Below are 16,839 nucleotides of genomic sequence, written 5' to 3' on the forward strand. Positions count from 1 at the left end.
AAGCGCATGATCGTGTTTAAAGGGGAGGGGTGAATCATGGCTGGGATTTTTCGCGTTTAATTGTCCATTTGAAAACTAATCAATTATCTCTTCGTATCACTATCTGTCCGTATACCTATCCATCTGTATAATTTATTTTCCCCCTCCGCTAAGTAGATAATCATCCTCCACTTTTAGCTTGCTCGCCGAGCGAATAACTTCGATTTATCCGCTGTCCGATCTGTAAAATGAGCGGAATGGAGAAAACATGCACATTATCAGCCCTGAACGAGAGCCGTTAACCCGCAGGGAGCCCTGTTCGGCATGGGGAATCAAGTCGGTGGTACAGGATATTCTTCCGTGGATCGAAGATAACCTTGATAACGAACGTATCAGGGTCAGTACCGTCACCCGCAAGAGCGGCTACGGCCATTCGCACTTCCAGCGCGTGTTCAGAAAACAAACGGGCTACAACCTGGCCGAATATATTCGCACCCGGCGTTTGATCCGCGCGGCACAGTCGCTGTTGTTTACCGATAAAGACATTATGCAAATCGCGTTTGATAACGGATTCACCAGCCAGCAAACCTTCTCACGAACGTTCCGTAAGTACCTGAATGTGCCGCCTGCTACGTTCAGAAAAAGGCACGCCCGGCGGACGCAGCAGCCGCGAAACAGCGTTATCTTCGCCTGGCGCTGCCTGTCCGGTGCAGAGCAATGAACATCCGTTACGGCTTATCACAAAGCGGTTTATCTTTGCTGACGGTCGCTTTCTGGCTATGTTAGGGCACGGATGTTGACGTGATAAACGAGTATGAAAATTCCTGATTTAAATCTGATTATTGCGCTGGATGCGTTGCTGGATGAGGGGTCGGTGATTGGTGCGGCGCGCAGAATGAACCTCAGCCCGCCGGCGATGAGCCGCACCCTGACCCGTATCCGGCATCAGCTGGGTGACCCGATTCTGGTTAAGTCGGGGCGGAAAATGGTGCCCACCCCCCGGGCGCTGGCGCTCAGGGACGAAGTTCATCAGGTGATGGGTGAGGCGATTCGCCTGCTTCAGCCGCAGTCGGGGGTGGATTTATCCCAGCTGGAGCGCACCTTCACGCTGCACGCCAACGATGTGTTTATCAGCGCATTTGGCGGCGTGCTGCTCAGCCGCCTGCGGCAGGAAGCGGGCAACGTTGGCCTGCGCTTTACCCCGGAAAGCGGCAGCGATGAAGACAGCCTGCGCGACGGCAAGGTGGATCTGTATATCAGCGCGATGCGACCGCTGGGGGACGATATCCACGTGCAGTCGCTGTTTTCCACCCATTTTATGGGGCTGGCGCGAGAGGATCATCCGATTTTCGCCAGCGAGATCACCCCGGAATCCTTTGCCCGCTACGAACAGATCAGCGTGTCGCGTCGCGGACGTGCGCGGGGGCCGATCGACAAACGCCTGGCGGAACTGGGGCTGGTGCGCCATATCTCGCTGGTGGTGCCGACCTTCCATTCGGGAGTGTTTTCGCTGGGGAACTCCGATCTGATCCTGCCGCTACCGGGCCACGTGGTCCGCGCGGTGCAGGAGATGGGGATTAAAACGCGGGCGTTTCCGCTGCCGGTTGAGCTGGATGCCATTCCTATCGTGCAGGCCTGGCATCCGCGATTCCAGAACGATCCCGCCCATCAGTGGCTGCGGCGGACTATTCACCAACTCTGTGTTCAATCTGATGGGGCGTAACCTGGCTTAGCACGACTGCTCCGTCTCTTCGTTTTCAACCAGCACCGGACAGGCCGCGAGGTCGATCACTTCCTTGACGATGGAGTGTTCGACCCAGCGCTTCAGCGACGATAAATGCCGGTGCCCCATCACAATCAGATCGACCTTCAGCCTTGCCGCCTGCTGGATAATCACCTGCGTCGGCTCACCGCCGACGATCAGCCCGCTCACCTTGCGATTCTCCCAGCGCAGGCTGCCAACGGCCTGATTCACCGTTTCCTGCGCGGCCTGATATTCGCGATCGGCCGGAGGGTAAATCAAACCGTCGCTGGCCTCCGTTGCATGCTGCTCCTCCAGGTAAAAATAGTTTTCCTCTGGCAGCAGATATGCGCCGTCGACCACGCACAGAATATGTATTGTTGCCGGGTGTCCGGCGGTGACTTTACGGCTGAGCTCAATCACCGCCAGCGACTGCGGCGAACCGTCCAGCGCGACCAGTATCGTATTAAACATGCTGTTTCCTTCTTAGACAGGGTTAAAGCACGCATCTTCCGGTTCTCAGGCGGGTAAATAAATGCCTCCGGGCGCATCTGACCAGTGCGCCAGACGCACGCCTCGGCTGCACACATCGCAATTCCTGTCCCTCCTGCATCTTTCTAGACTGTGCGCCTGATCGACTGGAAAGGATGAACTATGCAAACACTCGCGCAACCCAAAGCTGCGCCGCCCGCGGCGGCGTTTGACCTGCGCATCATGACAGGGCTAACCGGTATTTTGCTGGCATCGCTGGTGGCCGGATTAAACGAGCATGTAACGGATATCGCCATGACCGACGTTCGCGGTGTGCTGTCGGTCAGCCACGATGAAGGCAGCTGGCTGACCACGCTGTATGAAGCCGCGCAGGTGGCGGCGATGGCGTTTGCACCGTGGTTTTCGGCCACGCTGTCGCTGCGCCGTTTTACCTTCGGCGTGACCGCCGTGTTTATGCTGGCGGGGATGCTGTGCCCGCTGGCACCCAATTTGCCGACCCTCTACGTGCTGCGCACGATCCAGGGGCTGTTTGGCGGCTGCCTGCCGCCGATGCTGATGAGTGCGGCGCTGCGGTTTTTACCGCCGGGGATCAAGCTGTACGGCCTGGGGGCCTATGCGCTGACGGCAACGTTCGGACCGAATCTGGGCATTCCGCTGGCGGCGTTGTGGACCGAGTATACCGGCTGGCAAATGGTGTTCTGGCAAATCATCCCGATCTGCCTGCTGGCGATGGCCGCCGTTTCCTGGGGTATTCCACAGGACCCGTTGCGGCTGGAACGCTTCGCGCAGTTCAACTGGGTGGGTCTGCTGCTCGGACTCCCGGCCATTACCTCGCTGGTGGTGGTCCTGGAGCAGGGCACGCGGCTGGGCTGGCTGGATTCACCGTTTATCTGCCGGATGCTGCTGCTGGGGCTGACAACCCTGACGCTGTTTATGATCAACGAATGGTTCCATCCGCTGCCGTTTTTCAAAGTGCAGCAGCTGGCGCGGCGTAACTTAACCTTCTCGCTGATTACCCTCGGCGGGGTGCTGGTTGTTCTGGTGGCGGTGCCGGGGATACCGGCTGGGTATCTGGCGGAGATCCAGGGCTACCGGCCGCTGCAAACCGTGCCGCTGGCGCTGTACGTGGCGCTGGGTCAGCTGGTTGCGCTGCCGCTGGTCTCGGCGCTGTGCAATTTCACCCGCGTTGACTGCCGCTGGGTGCTTGCCTGCGGTCTGGGTCTGATCGCCGTGACCTGCTACCTCGGCAGCGCTATGACCTCCGACTGGATACGCGACAACTTCTACGGCCTGCAAATGCTGCAAATCCTCGGGCAGCCGATGGCGGTGATACCACTGCTGATGCTGGCGACCAACGGCCTGCCGCCCGCCGAAGGGCCATTTGCTTCCGCGTGGTTTAACACCGTGAAGGGCATGGCGGCGGTAGTAGGTACCGGCGTACTGGAAGGGCTGACCACCGCGCGTGAGCATTTCCACTCCAACACGCTGGTCAATCAGTGGGGCAACAGCGGTCAGGCGCTGTCGATCCCTCCTTCTGACGGTGAAGGCCTGTCCGCGCTGGCGGAACAGATCCACGTGCAGGCGGTGGTACTGGCTTCTGCCGACGTTTATCAGGTGATGACTCTGCTGACCGCGATTCTGATTTTATTTATTCCTTTAATGGCAACCCGCGTGTATCCACCGCGACCGCTTGCCGCTTCTCATGCATAAGGCTTGAACATGACTTTATTGAAATTGACTAAGAAGAACGTACCGATTGTGGCCGGGGCCGCCGTACTGGCCGTGGCGGCAGGGATCGGGTTTGGCCTGCTGGGCGACAGCGCCGACCAGCGAACCAACGATGCCTTTATCCGCGCCGACTACACCGTGGTCACGCCGCGTATCACCGGGCAGATTGCGCGGGTGGCGGTTAAAGACAATCAGTATGTGGAACAGGGGCAGCTGCTGGTGGAGATCGATGACCGCGATCTGCTGTCGGAACTGAACGCGGCAGAGGCCAGCGTGGTGGTGCAGCAGGCCACGGTGGACAATGCCAGCGCCAGCCTGGCGCAGCAGCAGTCGATGATTGCTCAGGCTGACGCCACGCTGGCCGCCAGCCGGGCCGGTTATGTCTTTGCTAAAGCGGAACTGGCGCGCTATCTCGACCTGGCCGCCCACGGCGCGGGCAGCCAGCAAAATGCCCAGCTGGCACGATCGCGGATCGACACCGCTCAGGCCAACGTGGCACGCGATACCGCCACGCTCAACGCCGCCCGGGCGAAAACCGTGGTGTTACAGGCGGAGTTCCAGCGGGCGCAGGGCGAGCTACAGCGATCGCAGGCGATGCTGGATACCGCCAGACTGAACCTGTCGTACACCAAAATCCTGGCCCCGATTGCAGGATGGATCGGGCAGCGCGTCGTGCGTGAGGGGGCGTACGTCACGCCCGGCACGCCGATGCTGGCGGTGGTGCCGCTGAATAAAGCCTACGTGGTAGCCAATTTTCAGGAAACCCAGCTTGAGCACGTGCGGCCGGGGCAGCGGGTGGATATCCGCGTCGACAGCTTCGGCGGGGCGCTGCTGCACGGTGTGGTAAACAGCTTTGCCCCGGCGACGGGCGTCACCTTCTCGGCGATTACGCCGGATAACGCCACCGGCAACTTTACCAAGGTGGTGCAGCGTATTCCGGTCAAAATTGAACTCGACGGCGGCCAGCGGCAGGCGGAGCAGCTGCGGGTGGGCATGGCGGTGGAGGCCACTATTCATACCGTGAAGGCAGGAGAGAAATCATGAAACTGACTGCCTTAGCCACCAGTATTCTGCTGCTGAGCGGCTGCATGGTCGGCCCGGACTTCACGCCGCCTGCGGTGAGCAGCCCGCAGGCGTGGCCGCAGGGTCACGCGCCGGGGCGCATTGCTGAACGCGAACTGCAGCCGCAGTGGTGGCAAATTTTCCATGATGACACGCTGACCGCACTGGTTGAGCAATCCGCGCGCAGCAACCTCGATGTGCAGGCGGCGGGCGCACGTCTGTTACAGGCGCAGGCGGAGCACCGTGTGGTGACCGGGGAGAGCCTGCCGTCGGTTGACGCTACGGCGTCGTACCAGCGCGCCCGCAACAGCCAGAACGGGCTGCAGGATATCTCCGGCCTGGGCGGTAAAAAGGCCTGGAGCGTGTGGCAGCCGGGCATCGGCGCATCCTGGGAGCTGGATATGTGGGGACGGCTGCGGCGGGAACGGGAATCGTCTGCCGCCCGCGTAGAGGTCAGCGACGACCAGCGCCGTGCGGTGCTGTTAACCGTGCAGGCGGCGACCGTCAGTGATTATTTCCAGCTGCGCAGCGTGCAGCTCCAGCGCGATATCAGCCTGCAAAACCTGGATATCGCCCGCCACAGCCTGAAGCTGACCGGCATCCGCATGGACGACGGCGTGGCTACCCGGCTGGAGGTGGCCCAGGCGCAGGCGCAGGTAGCCTCGGTGGAATCGACCCTGCCGATCCTCGAACAGCAGGAAACGCACCTGATGAACTCGCTAAGCTTCCTGCTGGGCGAAAACCCGGGGGCATTAACCGAGCGGCTGGCCGGGAGCCGACCGCTGCCGCTGACGCCGCCGGAAGTGCCGGTCGGTCTGCCGTCCGAGCTGGCGCAGCGCCGACCGGATATCCGCGCCGCCGAGGCGCAGCTGCATGCGGCCACCGCCGATATTGGCGTGGCGACCGCAGATTTCTATCCAAGTATTACCCTGAGCGGCAACGTCGGGCTACAGGCGATGCAGTTCAGCCAGCTGGGGAACTGGGGATCGCGCCTTTACAGCTTCGGTCCGTCGCTGAATCTGCCGATATTCGAAGGCGGACGGCTGCGCGGCCAGCTGGCGTTGAAAAAAGCGCAGCAGCAGGAAGCGGCAATCCACTATCAGTCCACGGTGCTCAAGGCCTGGCATGAAGTAAGTGACGCGATGGTGGATTACGACACCTATCAGCGCCAGCGCAGCCAGCTGGCAACCCTGGTGGAAAACGATCGCATCGCGCTGGCGGCGGCATCGAAGCAGTACGAGGCGGGTGCCACCGACTTCCTCAACGTGCTGACCATGCAAAAAGGGCTGCTGGCTTCGCAGCAGGAGCAGGTAAAAAGCGATGCCAATGTGTCGCTGGCGCTGGTACGGCTGTATCAGGCGCTGGGAGGAGGGTGGGAGAGCGGCAAGAGTTAACCCTCGCTTTCTCATAAAGTAAAACGCTCAATTAAAAAGGTTACGCAACTGGCGTAACCTTTTTATCGCCATCACTAAATAATAAAGAAACCGTTATATAATTCTTCGCATATCTGTTTTACCGAATTACATAGCCGATATAGTGATTTTACAACCCCCTCTGACCATTCCAGTATGGTTGTCTTATTCAGGCGGAATGAATGATGGCAGATGCCATATCGATTATTTCGCCCTGTCTTCCGTTTAATATTTTGCGCACCTGATGCTGAACGCTTTCCCCGTGCCGCCTGTCCGCTGCGCGTAAGGGAGAGCTGTCGACATGCGCAGATCGTATTTTCTTTTAAGGCTGTCGCCATCATGACCATCAAGATAGCAGTGGTAGGACTGGGTGCGCTGGGCTGTGCAACCCTGCTGGCACTGGCACGCAAAGGTTTTCACGTTGAGGGATTCGAGCAGTATCGCGTCGGGAATAATATCGGTGCATCAGGGGGCCGTTCTCGTCAGCATCGCCTGATCTACGGTGAGGGCGCGGCTTACACGACCCTGCTCCAGCGCGCCAGCCAGCTCTGGCATCAGCTGGAGCAGGAACAGCAAACCCAGCTGTTTTGGGGGGGAGGATGCCTCACCATCGGCACGCCTGACAGCCCGTGGTTTACGGCGGTGGAAAATTCGGCGAAGCAGCAAAACCTACCCCATGAGCGACTATCGCGCGCGGCGCTGAATCAGAGATTCCCGCGCCTGAATATTGATGAAGATGAGGAAGGCATTTTTGACCCCGCCGGGGGCATTTTGCTGACGCATGAACTGCTGCTGGCATCCGCCGGGCAGGCGCAGCAGCTGGGGGCAAAGGTGCATGAGCAGACTCAAATCGACGAGATTGTGGCGCGAGACGGCGCGGTCGAACTGACGATTAACGGTAAAGTAAGCTCTTTTGATCGGGTGATTGTGACCACTGGTGCGTGGAGCAAGCGGCTGTTCCCCGATTTACCCATCTCCTCACGCCGACTCGGCATGAGCTTCCACGTGGGCAAAGAAAGCGGCTTCGACAGCGTGGCGTTCCCTCCGACGATGCGCGTGAGCGCCGGGCGGGCGATGTGGAATACCCAGCCCCTGCCGGATGGCAAAAACTTTAAATTCTTTGTGGGCGATGCGGAGCTGAATGAACTGCACGACCCCGAACTTGTCGCCACTGAAGCCACCGGCAGTCTGACCCCGGTGCTCAACGAGCGCCTCGATCGTCACGTGGCGGATGCGGTGAACGGCGCACACCGCACCATAGTGGGCGGCGGCACCTGGCCGGAAGCCTACACCCACGATCAGGCTCCGCTGATTGGCGAACTGAAAAACCATTCCCACGTCTGGATTGGCATTGGCCTGTCCGGGCATGGCTTCAAACTGGCCCCCGCGCTGGGCGAGTTGCTGTCTGAGGCCGTTGCAGGCGAAGTCAATATTGCCCGCGACTGGCCTCTTTTTTCGCCTGAACGGCATTTTGCTGAACCGCAGGCGGTTTACTCTCGATAATCACCGGGTATCTCATGAAGAAAATATTACTGGCTGCTTTAATCGGTAGCCTGACGCACGCTGCACTGGCCGCGCCTTTAGCGACAACGTTAAAAGATAAACAGCTGCACGGCATTATGCAGAATGACTACGAACCGGTCGTCTTTGTTGACGATAAGGGCGAAAACAGTGGCTATTTCTACGAAATAGTTTCAGCGGCGGCAAATAAGCTGGGCGCGAAGCTGGACGTTAAGAATGGCACTTTTGATACCTTTATTCCCGGTCTGCAAAGCCACCGCTACGATCTGGCGCTTGGCACCGATGCCACCGTGCCGCGCCAGCAGGTGGTGGATATCGTGCCTTTGATTGATGCCGGTTATTCGTTTATTACCCGCAGCGATGGCCCCGTAAAACTCTCCAGCGAGCTGACATCGCTCTGCGGTCATTCCGTCGCCGCACTGGCCGGGCAATCTACCATTGATGCGCTGAACCAGCAGGCAGCGGCCTGCCAGCAGCAGGGCAAACCGGCGCTGAAGGTGGCCATCTATCCGTCGCGCTCTGCGGCGTGGCTGGCGGTAAAAAGCGGTCAGGCTGAACTCACTCCGGTCTATACCGGCGAAGCGGGCTGGATAGTTAAAAAAGATCCAACCTGGCGGGTTACCGGGCCGGTATTTAACAGCGGTCAGTCCGGTTTCGCCGTTGATAAACAGCAGGGACATGCCCAGCTGTGGGCTGACGCGGTGAATTCGTTGATTGCTGACGGCAGTTATCAAAAGATTTTACAAAAATACGGTGTAGAAAGCGTGGCGCTGAAAACGGTGGTGATCAACCCGGCTAAATAAGCCCCCGTCAATATCGTAAAAAACCGGCAAAGGAATGCATAAATCGGCATTGAGCAGAATAGTGATAACTGACTTAATGCCATTTCATTACCTTTATTGTTAACCGGTAATATCATGAGTGAAATAAATGAAAGCCTGGTGAAAATTGTACCGGGTCATACCACACGACCGCCTGACCAGGCCGTTTCGTCCTCTAATCTCGACACGCTACAGCGTATTAATCAGGCGGAAGAAAAACACGGCGTTCGCCAGGCGTGGCGCTGGCGCAGACATCTTTCTGCGATCGCCGTCAGCGCTGTGTTAATTATTTTAATCTGGCAGGCAGCGGAAAATCCGGCATTTGACTGGCCGCTGGTCGGGCATTATTTATTTGACAGCCAGATCCTCAAAGGCCTGTGGACAACACTCTGGCTGACCGCTCTGGTAACCCTGCTGAGCGTGGTCTTTGGCGTGGTGGTCGCTTTGATGCGGCTCTCGCGTAACCCGGTGGTTTCTCTTTTCGCCTGGAGCTATATCTGGCTGTTTCGTGCAACGCCACTGCTGGTGCAGCTACTGTTCTGGTTTAACATTGGCTATCTTGTACCGCGTCTGACGCTGGGCTGGCCCGGTGGTGAGCCCTGGTTCAGCGTATCAACGAACGATCTTATTAGCGCGATTGGCGCCTCGATTCTCGGTTTAACCCTGCACGGTATGGCTTATTCAGCGGAGTTTATTCGGGGAGGGCTGCTGGCGGTTCCGCAGGGACAAAAAGAAGCGGCCACCATGCTGGGGCTTTCGCCGTCAGAGATATTTATCAAAATTACCCTGCCGCAGTCGCTTCGCACGATTATTCCCGCCCTGGGAAATTTCCTGATTGATAACTTAAAAGGCACATCAATTATCAGCGTCGTGGCGGTGACGGAGCTGCTTTATTCTGCCCAACTTATTTACAACCGAAATTACAAAATTATTCCGTTATTACTCGTGGCGACATTCTGGTATGTGGTTGTCACGTCCGTATTGTCTTTATTACAACACTGGAGCGAGCGTTATTACGGTCGCGGGTATCATCGAAAATAATTAAGGTTCTGCTATGAGCGAATCCCCTGTCCCGGCTTTGGATAATAAAAAGTCGACGGTGCTGCGCGCCCGTCGTTTACAGAAACGCTATGACGATAACATCGTCCTGCAGCATATCGACCTCGATATTGTCGAAGGTGAAGTGCTGTGCCTGATTGGCCCATCGGGTTCGGGTAAAAGTACGCTACTACGCCTGCTGGCGACGCTGGAGTCACCGGACAGCGGGGTGGTGTTTTTTCACGACACGCCGCTGGGCATCGTGGAGCGAAGCGGCAACTTATATACCGCCCCGGAAAAAATCATCCGGCAGCAGCGCGATCGCATTGGTTTCGTCTTCCAGCAGTTCAACCTGTTTCCGCATCTGACCGTTCTGCAAAACGTCATGCTGGCCCCGCGTTTGCAGGGCCAGCGCGGGAAAGCCGAAGGTAAAGCGCGTGCGCTGCTTGAACGTGTTGGTCTGGCGCACAAAGCGGATGCCTGGCCCGCATCGCTTTCAGGCGGCCAGCAGCAGCGCGTGGCCATTGCCCGTGCCCTGGCGCGCGATCCCGCGTTGATTTTGTTTGATGAACCGACCAGCGCACTCGACCCCGAACTGGTTAATGAAGTGCTGGCGGTGATGACCGATCTGGCGGCAACCGGGATCACAATGGTGGTTGCCACCCATGAAATGCAGTTTGCCCGCCGGGTTGCCAGCAATGTGGCGTTTCTGGATAAAGGCCACATTGTGGAATATGGCTCACCGCAGCAGGTGCTTGATGATCCGCAGCAACTGCGGACGCGGGCCTTCCTGCAACAAATCTCCTCTCTGCGCAGCGAGGCTGAACATGTCTGACATCATCGTTAAAACACCGGTATTTGAGGCCGTTTTCCAACCGCTGCGGGTGGGGCATTTGCTGCTGCGAAACCGCATCATCAACTCCGGCCACGGTACGTCTCTGGGGCCGGGCACGCACAACGAAGATTTACTCGCCTACGAAGCGCGGCGCGCTGAAGGTGGCGCGGCCGTGGTGATCACTCAGGCGAATGCGGTCAGTGCGGGCTGCGGTGATTTTTACGTGCACGATGAAGCGCGGGACGGCAAATACGATCGCCTGGCCAGCCGGATACAGGCGCACGGTGCTTACTGCTTTGTGCAGCTTAATCATCCCGGCCGTCAGGCGTTTCTTGGCCCGAATCGCAGTGACGAAATTTTGTTTTCCGCGTCGGCGATCCCGCAGCGCGAATACGGGGGCGCAGTCCGCGTGCCGCTGGCGCTGGATGAGGCGCAGATTGAACAGATCATCAACGATTTCGCCGCCGCTGCGGAGGCCGTCGCGCAGACGAAAGTGGATGGCATTGAACTGCATTTTGGCCACGGCAATCTGGTGCAGCAGTTCCTCAGCCCGGAAACCAATGTGCGGGAGGACCGCTGGGGTGGCAGCGCGGAAAACCGCAGCCGTTTTGCGCTGGCGATTCTGGAACGTATCCGCGCCCGCATCGGCACCCGATTAGTGGTGGGCGCGCGCGTCAATCTGGAACTGGCACCGCAGGCGGAAGAAAGGGCTGAACTCACCGAACAGATTGTGGCGCTGGGTAACAGCGGCCTGCTGGATTATCTCTCGGTGAGCGGCGGTAATTTTTCCAGCGGCTGGGGGGTGGCGACGAATCTCCCGGACTCCAGCTTTCCGCCTGCACTGTGGCAGCAGGCGGCAGCCACGTTGAAGCGCCAGTTACCGCATTTACCGATCTGGCTGGCCGGGCGCGTGCTGAATGTGGCGCTGGCGGACCGCTTAATTACCGAGGGCGTTTGTGACGCTGTCACCATGGCGCGCGAGCTGGTTGCCGATCCCGATCTGCCGCGTAACGCGCAGCAGGGAGCAAGCGACCGTACGCGCCCCTGCGTCGGCATTCAGTCCGGCTGCTGGCAGCGCGTTGCCGACGGCAAGCCTATTCACTGCGCATTCAATCCGGTTGCCGGTCGTGAAGCGGAGGCCGCACGCTGGCAGGCGCCGGTCAACGAAAAAGCCTTAAAGGTGGTGGTGGTCGGTGCCGGGCCTGCCGGACTGGAGGCCGCGCGTAATGCGGCCTTGCAGGGACATCAGGTGGTGCTGTATGACCGCGCATCCAGACCCGGCGGGCAGCTGGCGCTGATAGAACAGGTGCCTCATCGCCAGGATCTGCGCAATATCATCGACTGGTATGTCCGCGAACTGACGCACAGCGGGGCAGAGTTTCGCCTGGGTGATGAGGTGACGCTGGAAAAACTACACGCGGCGGCGGCCGATCGGGTGATTATCGCCACCGGCAGCCAGGAAAACGCGGTCGGCGACGGTCACGCCGGTTTTTCGGGCGAGATCCTCACCGTTAATCAGGCGTTGCAACACGCTGCCAGCGTCCCGGGTTCGGTGATGGTTTATGACGAATGGGGCGGTCGCGCGGCACTCAGCGTGGCCGAGTTTCTCGCGCAGCAGGGCCATCAGATTGAGTTTGTCACCTCCCTGAAATGGGCGGGACAGGGACTGAATGACACCGTTCGGCTACCCGCAGTGAGTCGTCTGGCGAAGCTTGGGGTGAATTTCCAGGCGGAACACCGCGTGGGGCTGCATCAGGGATATTTGCAGGTACAAAATCAGCTCAGCGGCGCGTGGAACCCGCTCTCCGATTCATTCGCCATGCTGGTGACCTCACTGATCCCCGCCGGGAATAACGCGCTGTATCTCGCCGCGAAGCAGGCCGGATTTTCTGTACAGCTGGTGGGGGATGCCCGTGCACCGCGCGGACTCACTGAAGCCACGCGGGAAGGCTATCTGGCGGCGCGTTCATTTGGCAATGTTTCTTTAATTCCGGCTTTGTAGCCGTCACTTCAACTTGGGAAAAAAGAATGAAAAAGAGCTTTATTGCGCTGTCGGTCCTGCTGGCCGCGAGCCAGGCTAATGCCACCACGATCGCCAACTCACCCTACGAGGGAAAAACGCTGGTCACCGCAATCCAGTATGACTGGGAGCCGCTGTCGTACAAAAACGACCAGGGGCAACCAACGGGTTATTTTTACGATATTGCCAATGAGGCAGCACATCGGCTGGGGGCAAAATTAGCGGTGACCAGCGGTGATTTTGCCGCCGTGATACCGGCGATTCAGTCGGGTAAATTCACGCTGGCGGCCGGGCTGGATGCCACGCCAGAGCGGCAGCAGGTGGTCGATATCGCCTCAACGGTGCGGGCGGGCTATCAGCTGATTGTGCTGAAAAACTCCCCCCTGAAACAGGACGTGAAGCTCAGCGATCTGTGCGGTAAAACCGTTGCGCTGCTTGCCAGCCACCCGTCGACGAAAACCTTTGAGCAGATTTCACAGCAGTGTGAATCGAGTGGCAAATCAGCGGTGAAAGTGAGTCAGTTCCCCGATCGCGGCGCGACCTGGCTGGCGCTGCGCTCCGGTCGTGCAGATGCCACATTGGGCTATACCGGGGAGAATGGCTGGCTGTTGCAGAAACAGGCTGATTTAAAGCGCGTCGGGCCCATCTTTGACACGGTCTATGCCGGAATTCCCGTCAGTAAATCTTCAGGCAATGCGAAATACTGGGTCGAAGCGATCAATTCATTAATCAAAGACGGCACTTACCAAAAGATCCTCGCCAAATATGGCGTTGAGGATGTCGCCATTGACCATTCTGAACTCAATCCGGGGAAATAGTCCCCCGGGCTGATGGCGGGTGAAACGTTGATAAGCAGGATACAGAACGATAATTGAGTCGTTTATTTTTTCTCTGCGTTATTAATATTTTTGAGCCAGCGAATCAGTTCACCCTCGACTTCATGCACGACATTCATGAACTCCCTGAGCGGAAAGCGTCTTTCAGCTTTCCGCTCAAGAACAATCTGATCGAAGAAAAATTCGATTTCCACTTCTTCGTCTTCATCGTCTGTTTTAATCAGCCTGCAAAGGATTTGGCTGTCGTACAGAATCTCACCGTAGATATCTTCAGATGTTGAGCTGGTGGTAAAGACAACCTCGAACTTTTCTTTCATTTTCCGCTCCCTCTTCGCATCAGATTCTGATCGGCCGACGGGTGAGAATTTTGACGAAGGCACCGACCAAAAGCGCAGAGTAGTAAAGGGGAACGAAAATTAACCCCAGAGCAATCAGCATCGCACCGGCGGAGAGTAATAACGCCACGGTGCTGTCGGGGGATTGTAAGGCCAGCAGCCCCTTTTCAATTCCCGTCAGAAATACCAGCCCCTGTAGCTTTGCGTAAAGCCATGACGTGCCGACCAGAACCGTACCGATCCAGAAGCTTATCCAGCAAAGCGCTGAAGTAAAACTAACCGCTGTTTGTCGCATTAACATCCTCTCCCTCCCTTTTTAGCTATTTTACAACAGGATGCTGTGACAGTGCTCCGGGTACTTCAGTATTTGAGAAAACCCTCAGGCGAATGCTGGCGGTTTGAAGTCCCGCCTGAAACAACGTCAGGCTGAACGGGATCTCCGGTTAATTAATTCAGGTTCGGGGCAAAAAAAAGCGCGCCGTGGCGCGCTTGATTATCATGCCATATCGTTATTTTTTCTCAGGTAAGGCATAGGCCAGAACATAGTCGCCTGCGGGGGTTTCCATAAAGTGATGCCCCGCGGCAACGATGACCAGATACTCACGCCCGTTCTGGGTATAGATCATTGGATTCGCCTGTCCTCCCGCCGGTAACGGCGTGCTCCAGACTGTTTTACCCGTTGTAATATCGATAGCACGGATTAGATCATCGGTCGCCGCAGCCACAAAGATCAGACCGCTCGACGTGACGACTGAACCGCCGTTATTCGGGGTTCCGATGTTGATGGGTAAACCGGTCGGCAGGCCAAATGGACCATTGCGGCGGGCCGTTCCCAGAGGCCGATCCCAAATCGTACGGCCATCGCGCACGTCAATCGCCCGGATACCGCCGTAAGGAGGTTCTTTACACAGCATACCGGTGAACGGCAGACGCCAGCCCGCGTTAACATTCACCGCATACGGTACGCCGATTTGCGGGTCGCCGGCGCCTTCGGCATGGCCGGTATCGTGTGGATTGTGCGGGATCTGATCCCGGGGTTTCCAGCCAAGCTCATCGGCCTTCTTGCGGGGCACTAAAATATTCAGGTTCGGCATATCATTGTAGTTGGCGATGATAATGCCACGGCCGGGATCGAATGAAACGCTGCCCCAGTCTGAACCCCCGTTGTAGCCCGGATACTCAATGGTATGACGATCGGCCTCTGGCGGCGTGTACTGTCCCTGATAGCCCGCTTTCTGGAACTGAATGCGGCACACCATCTGATCGAACGGCGTGAGTCCCCACATATCCTGAGGGGTCAGGTCCGGCTTGCTCAGATGGTGGAACAGAGAATACGGTTGCGTCGGGGAGCGATCTTTTGGCTCAACGCCACCCCCCGGCACCGGACGCTCCTCAACGCCAAACAGGGACTGACCCGTGCGGCGATCGAGAACATAAATTTCTCCCTGCTTGGTGGGGACAATAATGGCAGGTATTTTCTGACCGTTTTTATCCGGGTAGTCAATCAGTGTTGGCTGTGAACCCTGATCGTAGTCCCAGACGTCTTTGTGCGCGGTCTGGAACGACCACACCGGAAGACCGGTTTCCACGTTGATGGCGGTCAGTGAAACCGCGTATTTGTTCTCCGCGGCGGTACGGGAACTGCTCCAGTAATCTCCTGAGGAGTTGGCGACGGGAAGATAGACCAGGCCCAGCTTATCGTCACCGGTAAATGAGGTCCAGACGTCGGGCGAACCCCGCTTGTAGGCATCGGGACCGGTTTTAGGCGTGCTGGTTTCCGGCGCGGCAGCATCCCACGCCCATTTCAGCTTCCCGGTAAGGACATCGTAGGCTTTGATAACGCCCGGCGGGCCGAAAGCGCGCTGGCCATCGATAGTCTGGTGAGCCACGACCAGCGTGTTACGGATCACCACCGGTGCGGAGTTAATCGCCACGTAGCCTTCGTAAATTTCGCCCATATCCTCAGCTAAATTCACGGTACCGCCGTTGCCGAAATCTTTACAGACTTCACCCGTTTTCGCATTCAGCTGGATAATGCGGGCATCGAGCGTGCCCAGGATGATGCGCTGGTCACAGTCATTATCTCCGCCTGAACCGGCGGGAACGGCAGCGACAGCATTATCCGCAGCGGTGACATGGCTGTTGGTCGTGGCATCGTACCAGGTCAGTCCGCGGCACGCCGCGGTGTAAGGGATAGACTTGTCGCTCACTTTCGGATCGAAGTGCCACTTTTCTTTGCCGGTAGCGGCATCCAGAGCAAACACCTGGTTGTGTGGCGTACAGGTATAGAGCGTATCTCCGACCTTAATCGGGGTGTTTTCTGCGCCCCAGCGCGTTTTCGGCAGGTCTCCGGTTCTGAATTGCCAGGCCAGCTTGAGGTCTTTTACATTCTCAGGGGTGATTTCGGTTGATTCCGCAAAGCGCTGTGAGGCGAGCGATCCGCCATAGGTATACCAGTCGCCAGAAGAGGGCGATGACGCCTTACCGGAGCCGGTATCGGTCGCGAAAGTATCCTTACCCGCAGCAGGCACATCGGATGCCGGCGTCACGTTCAGGGCAGTAAACGGAATAATCACCGCCGCGATAAACCCGACAGCAAATATCCCCGTCAGGGTCAGCGACAGTTTTTTGCTAAATCCGGGAGCCAGGGACGGCAGTTGAAAAGCAAACACGATCCCCAGTATCAGCATCAGGTCAAAACGAGGTACCCAGCCCCAGTAGTCCAGCCCTGACTCATAAATCGTCCAGAACAGGGTGCCGATAAACACCAGAGCAAACCAGTACACCGCACTGGATCGGCGCATGAAAATCAGGACGGCAGAAATAACCGATCCTATCCCTGCTAACAGGTAATACCAGGTTCCGCCTGCAGCAACCAACCAGCCTCCGCCATAAACCATGCCCGCGCCAAATAACAGCAGGGCGATAGCGAAAAGCTTATTCCAGACGGAAAGTCTGGGTAAACGCTTTGAAATTTTCAAAATGTTTTCCTTTGCCAATAAATATAAAGAAGGGCGTT

The 16,839-nt window shown here is 57.7% G+C and carries 15 protein-coding genes; 11 read left to right on the forward strand and 4 right to left on the reverse strand.

What is annotated here, in order from left to right:
- Positions 1–247: 247 nt before the first annotated feature.
- The gene (locus IBT46_RS06070; RefSeq protein WP_200544865.1) at positions 248–700 is read left to right on the forward strand and encodes a helix-turn-helix domain-containing protein; all 453 of its coding nucleotides are present in this window, start codon (positions 248–250) and stop codon (positions 698–700) included.
- A gap of 93 nt (positions 701–793) precedes the next feature.
- Positions 794–1,702, forward strand: a complete 909-nt coding sequence (locus IBT46_RS06075; protein ID WP_200544866.1) for a LysR family transcriptional regulator — start codon at positions 794–796, stop codon at positions 1,700–1,702.
- 6 nt (positions 1,703–1,708) lie between these two features.
- Here IBT46_RS06075 and IBT46_RS06080 read toward each other — a convergent pair whose 3' ends face one another.
- Positions 1,709–2,194 (reverse strand): universal stress protein, encoded by a 486-nt coding sequence (locus IBT46_RS06080; RefSeq protein ID WP_200544867.1) that lies wholly within the window; start codon positions 2,192–2,194, stop codon positions 1,709–1,711.
- Between the two features lie 180 nt (positions 2,195–2,374).
- Between IBT46_RS06080 and IBT46_RS06085 the strand changes: the two genes are divergently transcribed.
- From IBT46_RS06085 to IBT46_RS06125, 9 genes are all read left to right on the forward strand, one after another.
- Complete coding sequence (locus IBT46_RS06085; protein ID WP_200544868.1) at positions 2,375–3,922, forward strand: MFS transporter; 1,548 nt, start codon at positions 2,375–2,377, stop codon at positions 3,920–3,922.
- A gap of 9 nt (positions 3,923–3,931) precedes the next feature.
- The gene (locus tag IBT46_RS06090; RefSeq protein WP_200544869.1) at positions 3,932–4,984 is read left to right on the forward strand and encodes an HlyD family secretion protein; all 1,053 of its coding nucleotides are present in this window, start codon (positions 3,932–3,934) and stop codon (positions 4,982–4,984) included.
- Complete coding sequence (locus IBT46_RS06095) at positions 4,981–6,396, forward strand: efflux transporter outer membrane subunit (protein ID WP_200544870.1); 1,416 nt, start codon at positions 4,981–4,983, stop codon at positions 6,394–6,396. The genes IBT46_RS06090 and IBT46_RS06095 overlap by 4 nt, the downstream gene beginning before the upstream one ends.
- 357 nt (positions 6,397–6,753) lie before the next feature.
- Entirely contained in the window at positions 6,754–7,917 is a 1,164-nt protein-coding gene (locus IBT46_RS06100; RefSeq protein WP_200544871.1) for an FAD-dependent oxidoreductase, read from the forward strand.
- Between the two features lie 14 nt (positions 7,918–7,931).
- Positions 7,932–8,738, forward strand: a complete 807-nt coding sequence (locus tag IBT46_RS06105; protein WP_200544872.1) for a transporter substrate-binding domain-containing protein — start codon at positions 7,932–7,934, stop codon at positions 8,736–8,738.
- A 114-nt stretch (positions 8,739–8,852) separates the two neighbouring features.
- Positions 8,853–9,797, forward strand: a complete 945-nt coding sequence (locus IBT46_RS06110; RefSeq protein ID WP_200544873.1) for an amino acid ABC transporter permease — start codon at positions 8,853–8,855, stop codon at positions 9,795–9,797.
- 13 nt (positions 9,798–9,810) lie between these two features.
- Positions 9,811–10,629 (forward strand): amino acid ABC transporter ATP-binding protein, encoded by an 819-nt coding sequence (locus IBT46_RS06115; RefSeq protein WP_234479993.1) that lies wholly within the window; start codon positions 9,811–9,813, stop codon positions 10,627–10,629.
- Entirely contained in the window at positions 10,622–12,631 is a 2,010-nt protein-coding gene (locus tag IBT46_RS06120) for an FAD-dependent oxidoreductase (protein WP_200544874.1), read from the forward strand. The genes IBT46_RS06115 and IBT46_RS06120 overlap by 8 nt, the downstream gene beginning before the upstream one ends.
- Before the next feature lie 26 nt (positions 12,632–12,657).
- A complete protein-coding gene (locus IBT46_RS06125; protein WP_105591831.1) occupies positions 12,658–13,467 on the forward strand; it encodes a transporter substrate-binding domain-containing protein in 810 nt (269 codons plus the stop codon).
- 62 nt (positions 13,468–13,529) lie between these two features.
- Here the strand turns inward: IBT46_RS06125 and IBT46_RS06130 are convergent, their stop codons facing one another.
- The 3 genes from IBT46_RS06130 to IBT46_RS06140 form a co-directional block, all read right to left on the reverse strand.
- The gene (locus tag IBT46_RS06130) at positions 13,530–13,802 is read right to left on the reverse strand and encodes a hypothetical protein (protein ID WP_200544875.1); all 273 of its coding nucleotides are present in this window, start codon (positions 13,800–13,802) and stop codon (positions 13,530–13,532) included.
- Between the two features lie 19 nt (positions 13,803–13,821).
- Positions 13,822–14,115, reverse strand: a complete 294-nt coding sequence (locus tag IBT46_RS06135) for a hypothetical protein (protein WP_200544876.1) — start codon at positions 14,113–14,115, stop codon at positions 13,822–13,824.
- Positions 14,116–14,329: 214 nt separating this feature from the next.
- Positions 14,330–16,801, reverse strand: a complete 2,472-nt coding sequence (locus tag IBT46_RS06140; RefSeq protein ID WP_234479994.1) for a membrane-bound PQQ-dependent dehydrogenase, glucose/quinate/shikimate family — start codon at positions 16,799–16,801, stop codon at positions 14,330–14,332.
- Positions 16,802–16,839 lie beyond the last annotated feature (38 nt).

The sequence above is a fragment of the Erwinia sp. S38 genome (genome assembly GCF_016624545.1).
Lineage (GTDB): Bacteria > Pseudomonadota > Gammaproteobacteria > Enterobacterales > Enterobacteriaceae > Erwinia > Erwinia coffeiphila.

What these genes read in the sequence shown, in the direction of transcription:
- IBT46_RS06110 (WP_200544873.1), top strand. Translation starts at nt 8,853, where the DNA reads ATGAGTGAAATAAATGAAAGCCTGGTGAAAATTGTACCGGGTCATACC.
- IBT46_RS06115 (WP_234479993.1), top strand. Translation starts at nt 9,811, where the DNA reads ATGAGCGAATCCCCTGTCCCGGCTTTGGATAATAAAAAGTCGACGGTG.
- IBT46_RS06090 (WP_200544869.1), top strand. Translation starts at nt 3,932, where the DNA reads ATGACTTTATTGAAATTGACTAAGAAGAACGTACCGATTGTGGCCGGG.
- IBT46_RS06070 (WP_200544865.1), top strand. Translation starts at nt 248, where the DNA reads ATGCACATTATCAGCCCTGAACGAGAGCCGTTAACCCGCAGGGAGCCC.
- IBT46_RS06105 (WP_200544872.1), top strand. Translation starts at nt 7,932, where the DNA reads ATGAAGAAAATATTACTGGCTGCTTTAATCGGTAGCCTGACGCACGCT.
- IBT46_RS06130 (WP_200544875.1), bottom strand. Translation starts at nt 13,802, where the DNA reads ATGAAAGAAAAGTTCGAGGTTGTCTTTACCACCAGCTCAACATCTGAA.
- IBT46_RS06135 (WP_200544876.1), bottom strand. Translation starts at nt 14,115, where the DNA reads ATGCGACAAACAGCGGTTAGTTTTACTTCAGCGCTTTGCTGGATAAGC.
- IBT46_RS06125 (WP_105591831.1), top strand. Translation starts at nt 12,658, where the DNA reads ATGAAAAAGAGCTTTATTGCGCTGTCGGTCCTGCTGGCCGCGAGCCAG.
- IBT46_RS06120 (WP_200544874.1), top strand. Translation starts at nt 10,622, where the DNA reads ATGTCTGACATCATCGTTAAAACACCGGTATTTGAGGCCGTTTTCCAA.
- IBT46_RS06100 (WP_200544871.1), top strand. Translation starts at nt 6,754, where the DNA reads ATGACCATCAAGATAGCAGTGGTAGGACTGGGTGCGCTGGGCTGTGCA.
- IBT46_RS06095 (WP_200544870.1), top strand. Translation starts at nt 4,981, where the DNA reads ATGAAACTGACTGCCTTAGCCACCAGTATTCTGCTGCTGAGCGGCTGC.
- IBT46_RS06080 (WP_200544867.1), bottom strand. Translation starts at nt 2,194, where the DNA reads ATGTTTAATACGATACTGGTCGCGCTGGACGGTTCGCCGCAGTCGCTG.
- IBT46_RS06075 (WP_200544866.1), top strand. Translation starts at nt 794, where the DNA reads ATGAAAATTCCTGATTTAAATCTGATTATTGCGCTGGATGCGTTGCTG.
- IBT46_RS06085 (WP_200544868.1), top strand. Translation starts at nt 2,375, where the DNA reads ATGCAAACACTCGCGCAACCCAAAGCTGCGCCGCCCGCGGCGGCGTTT.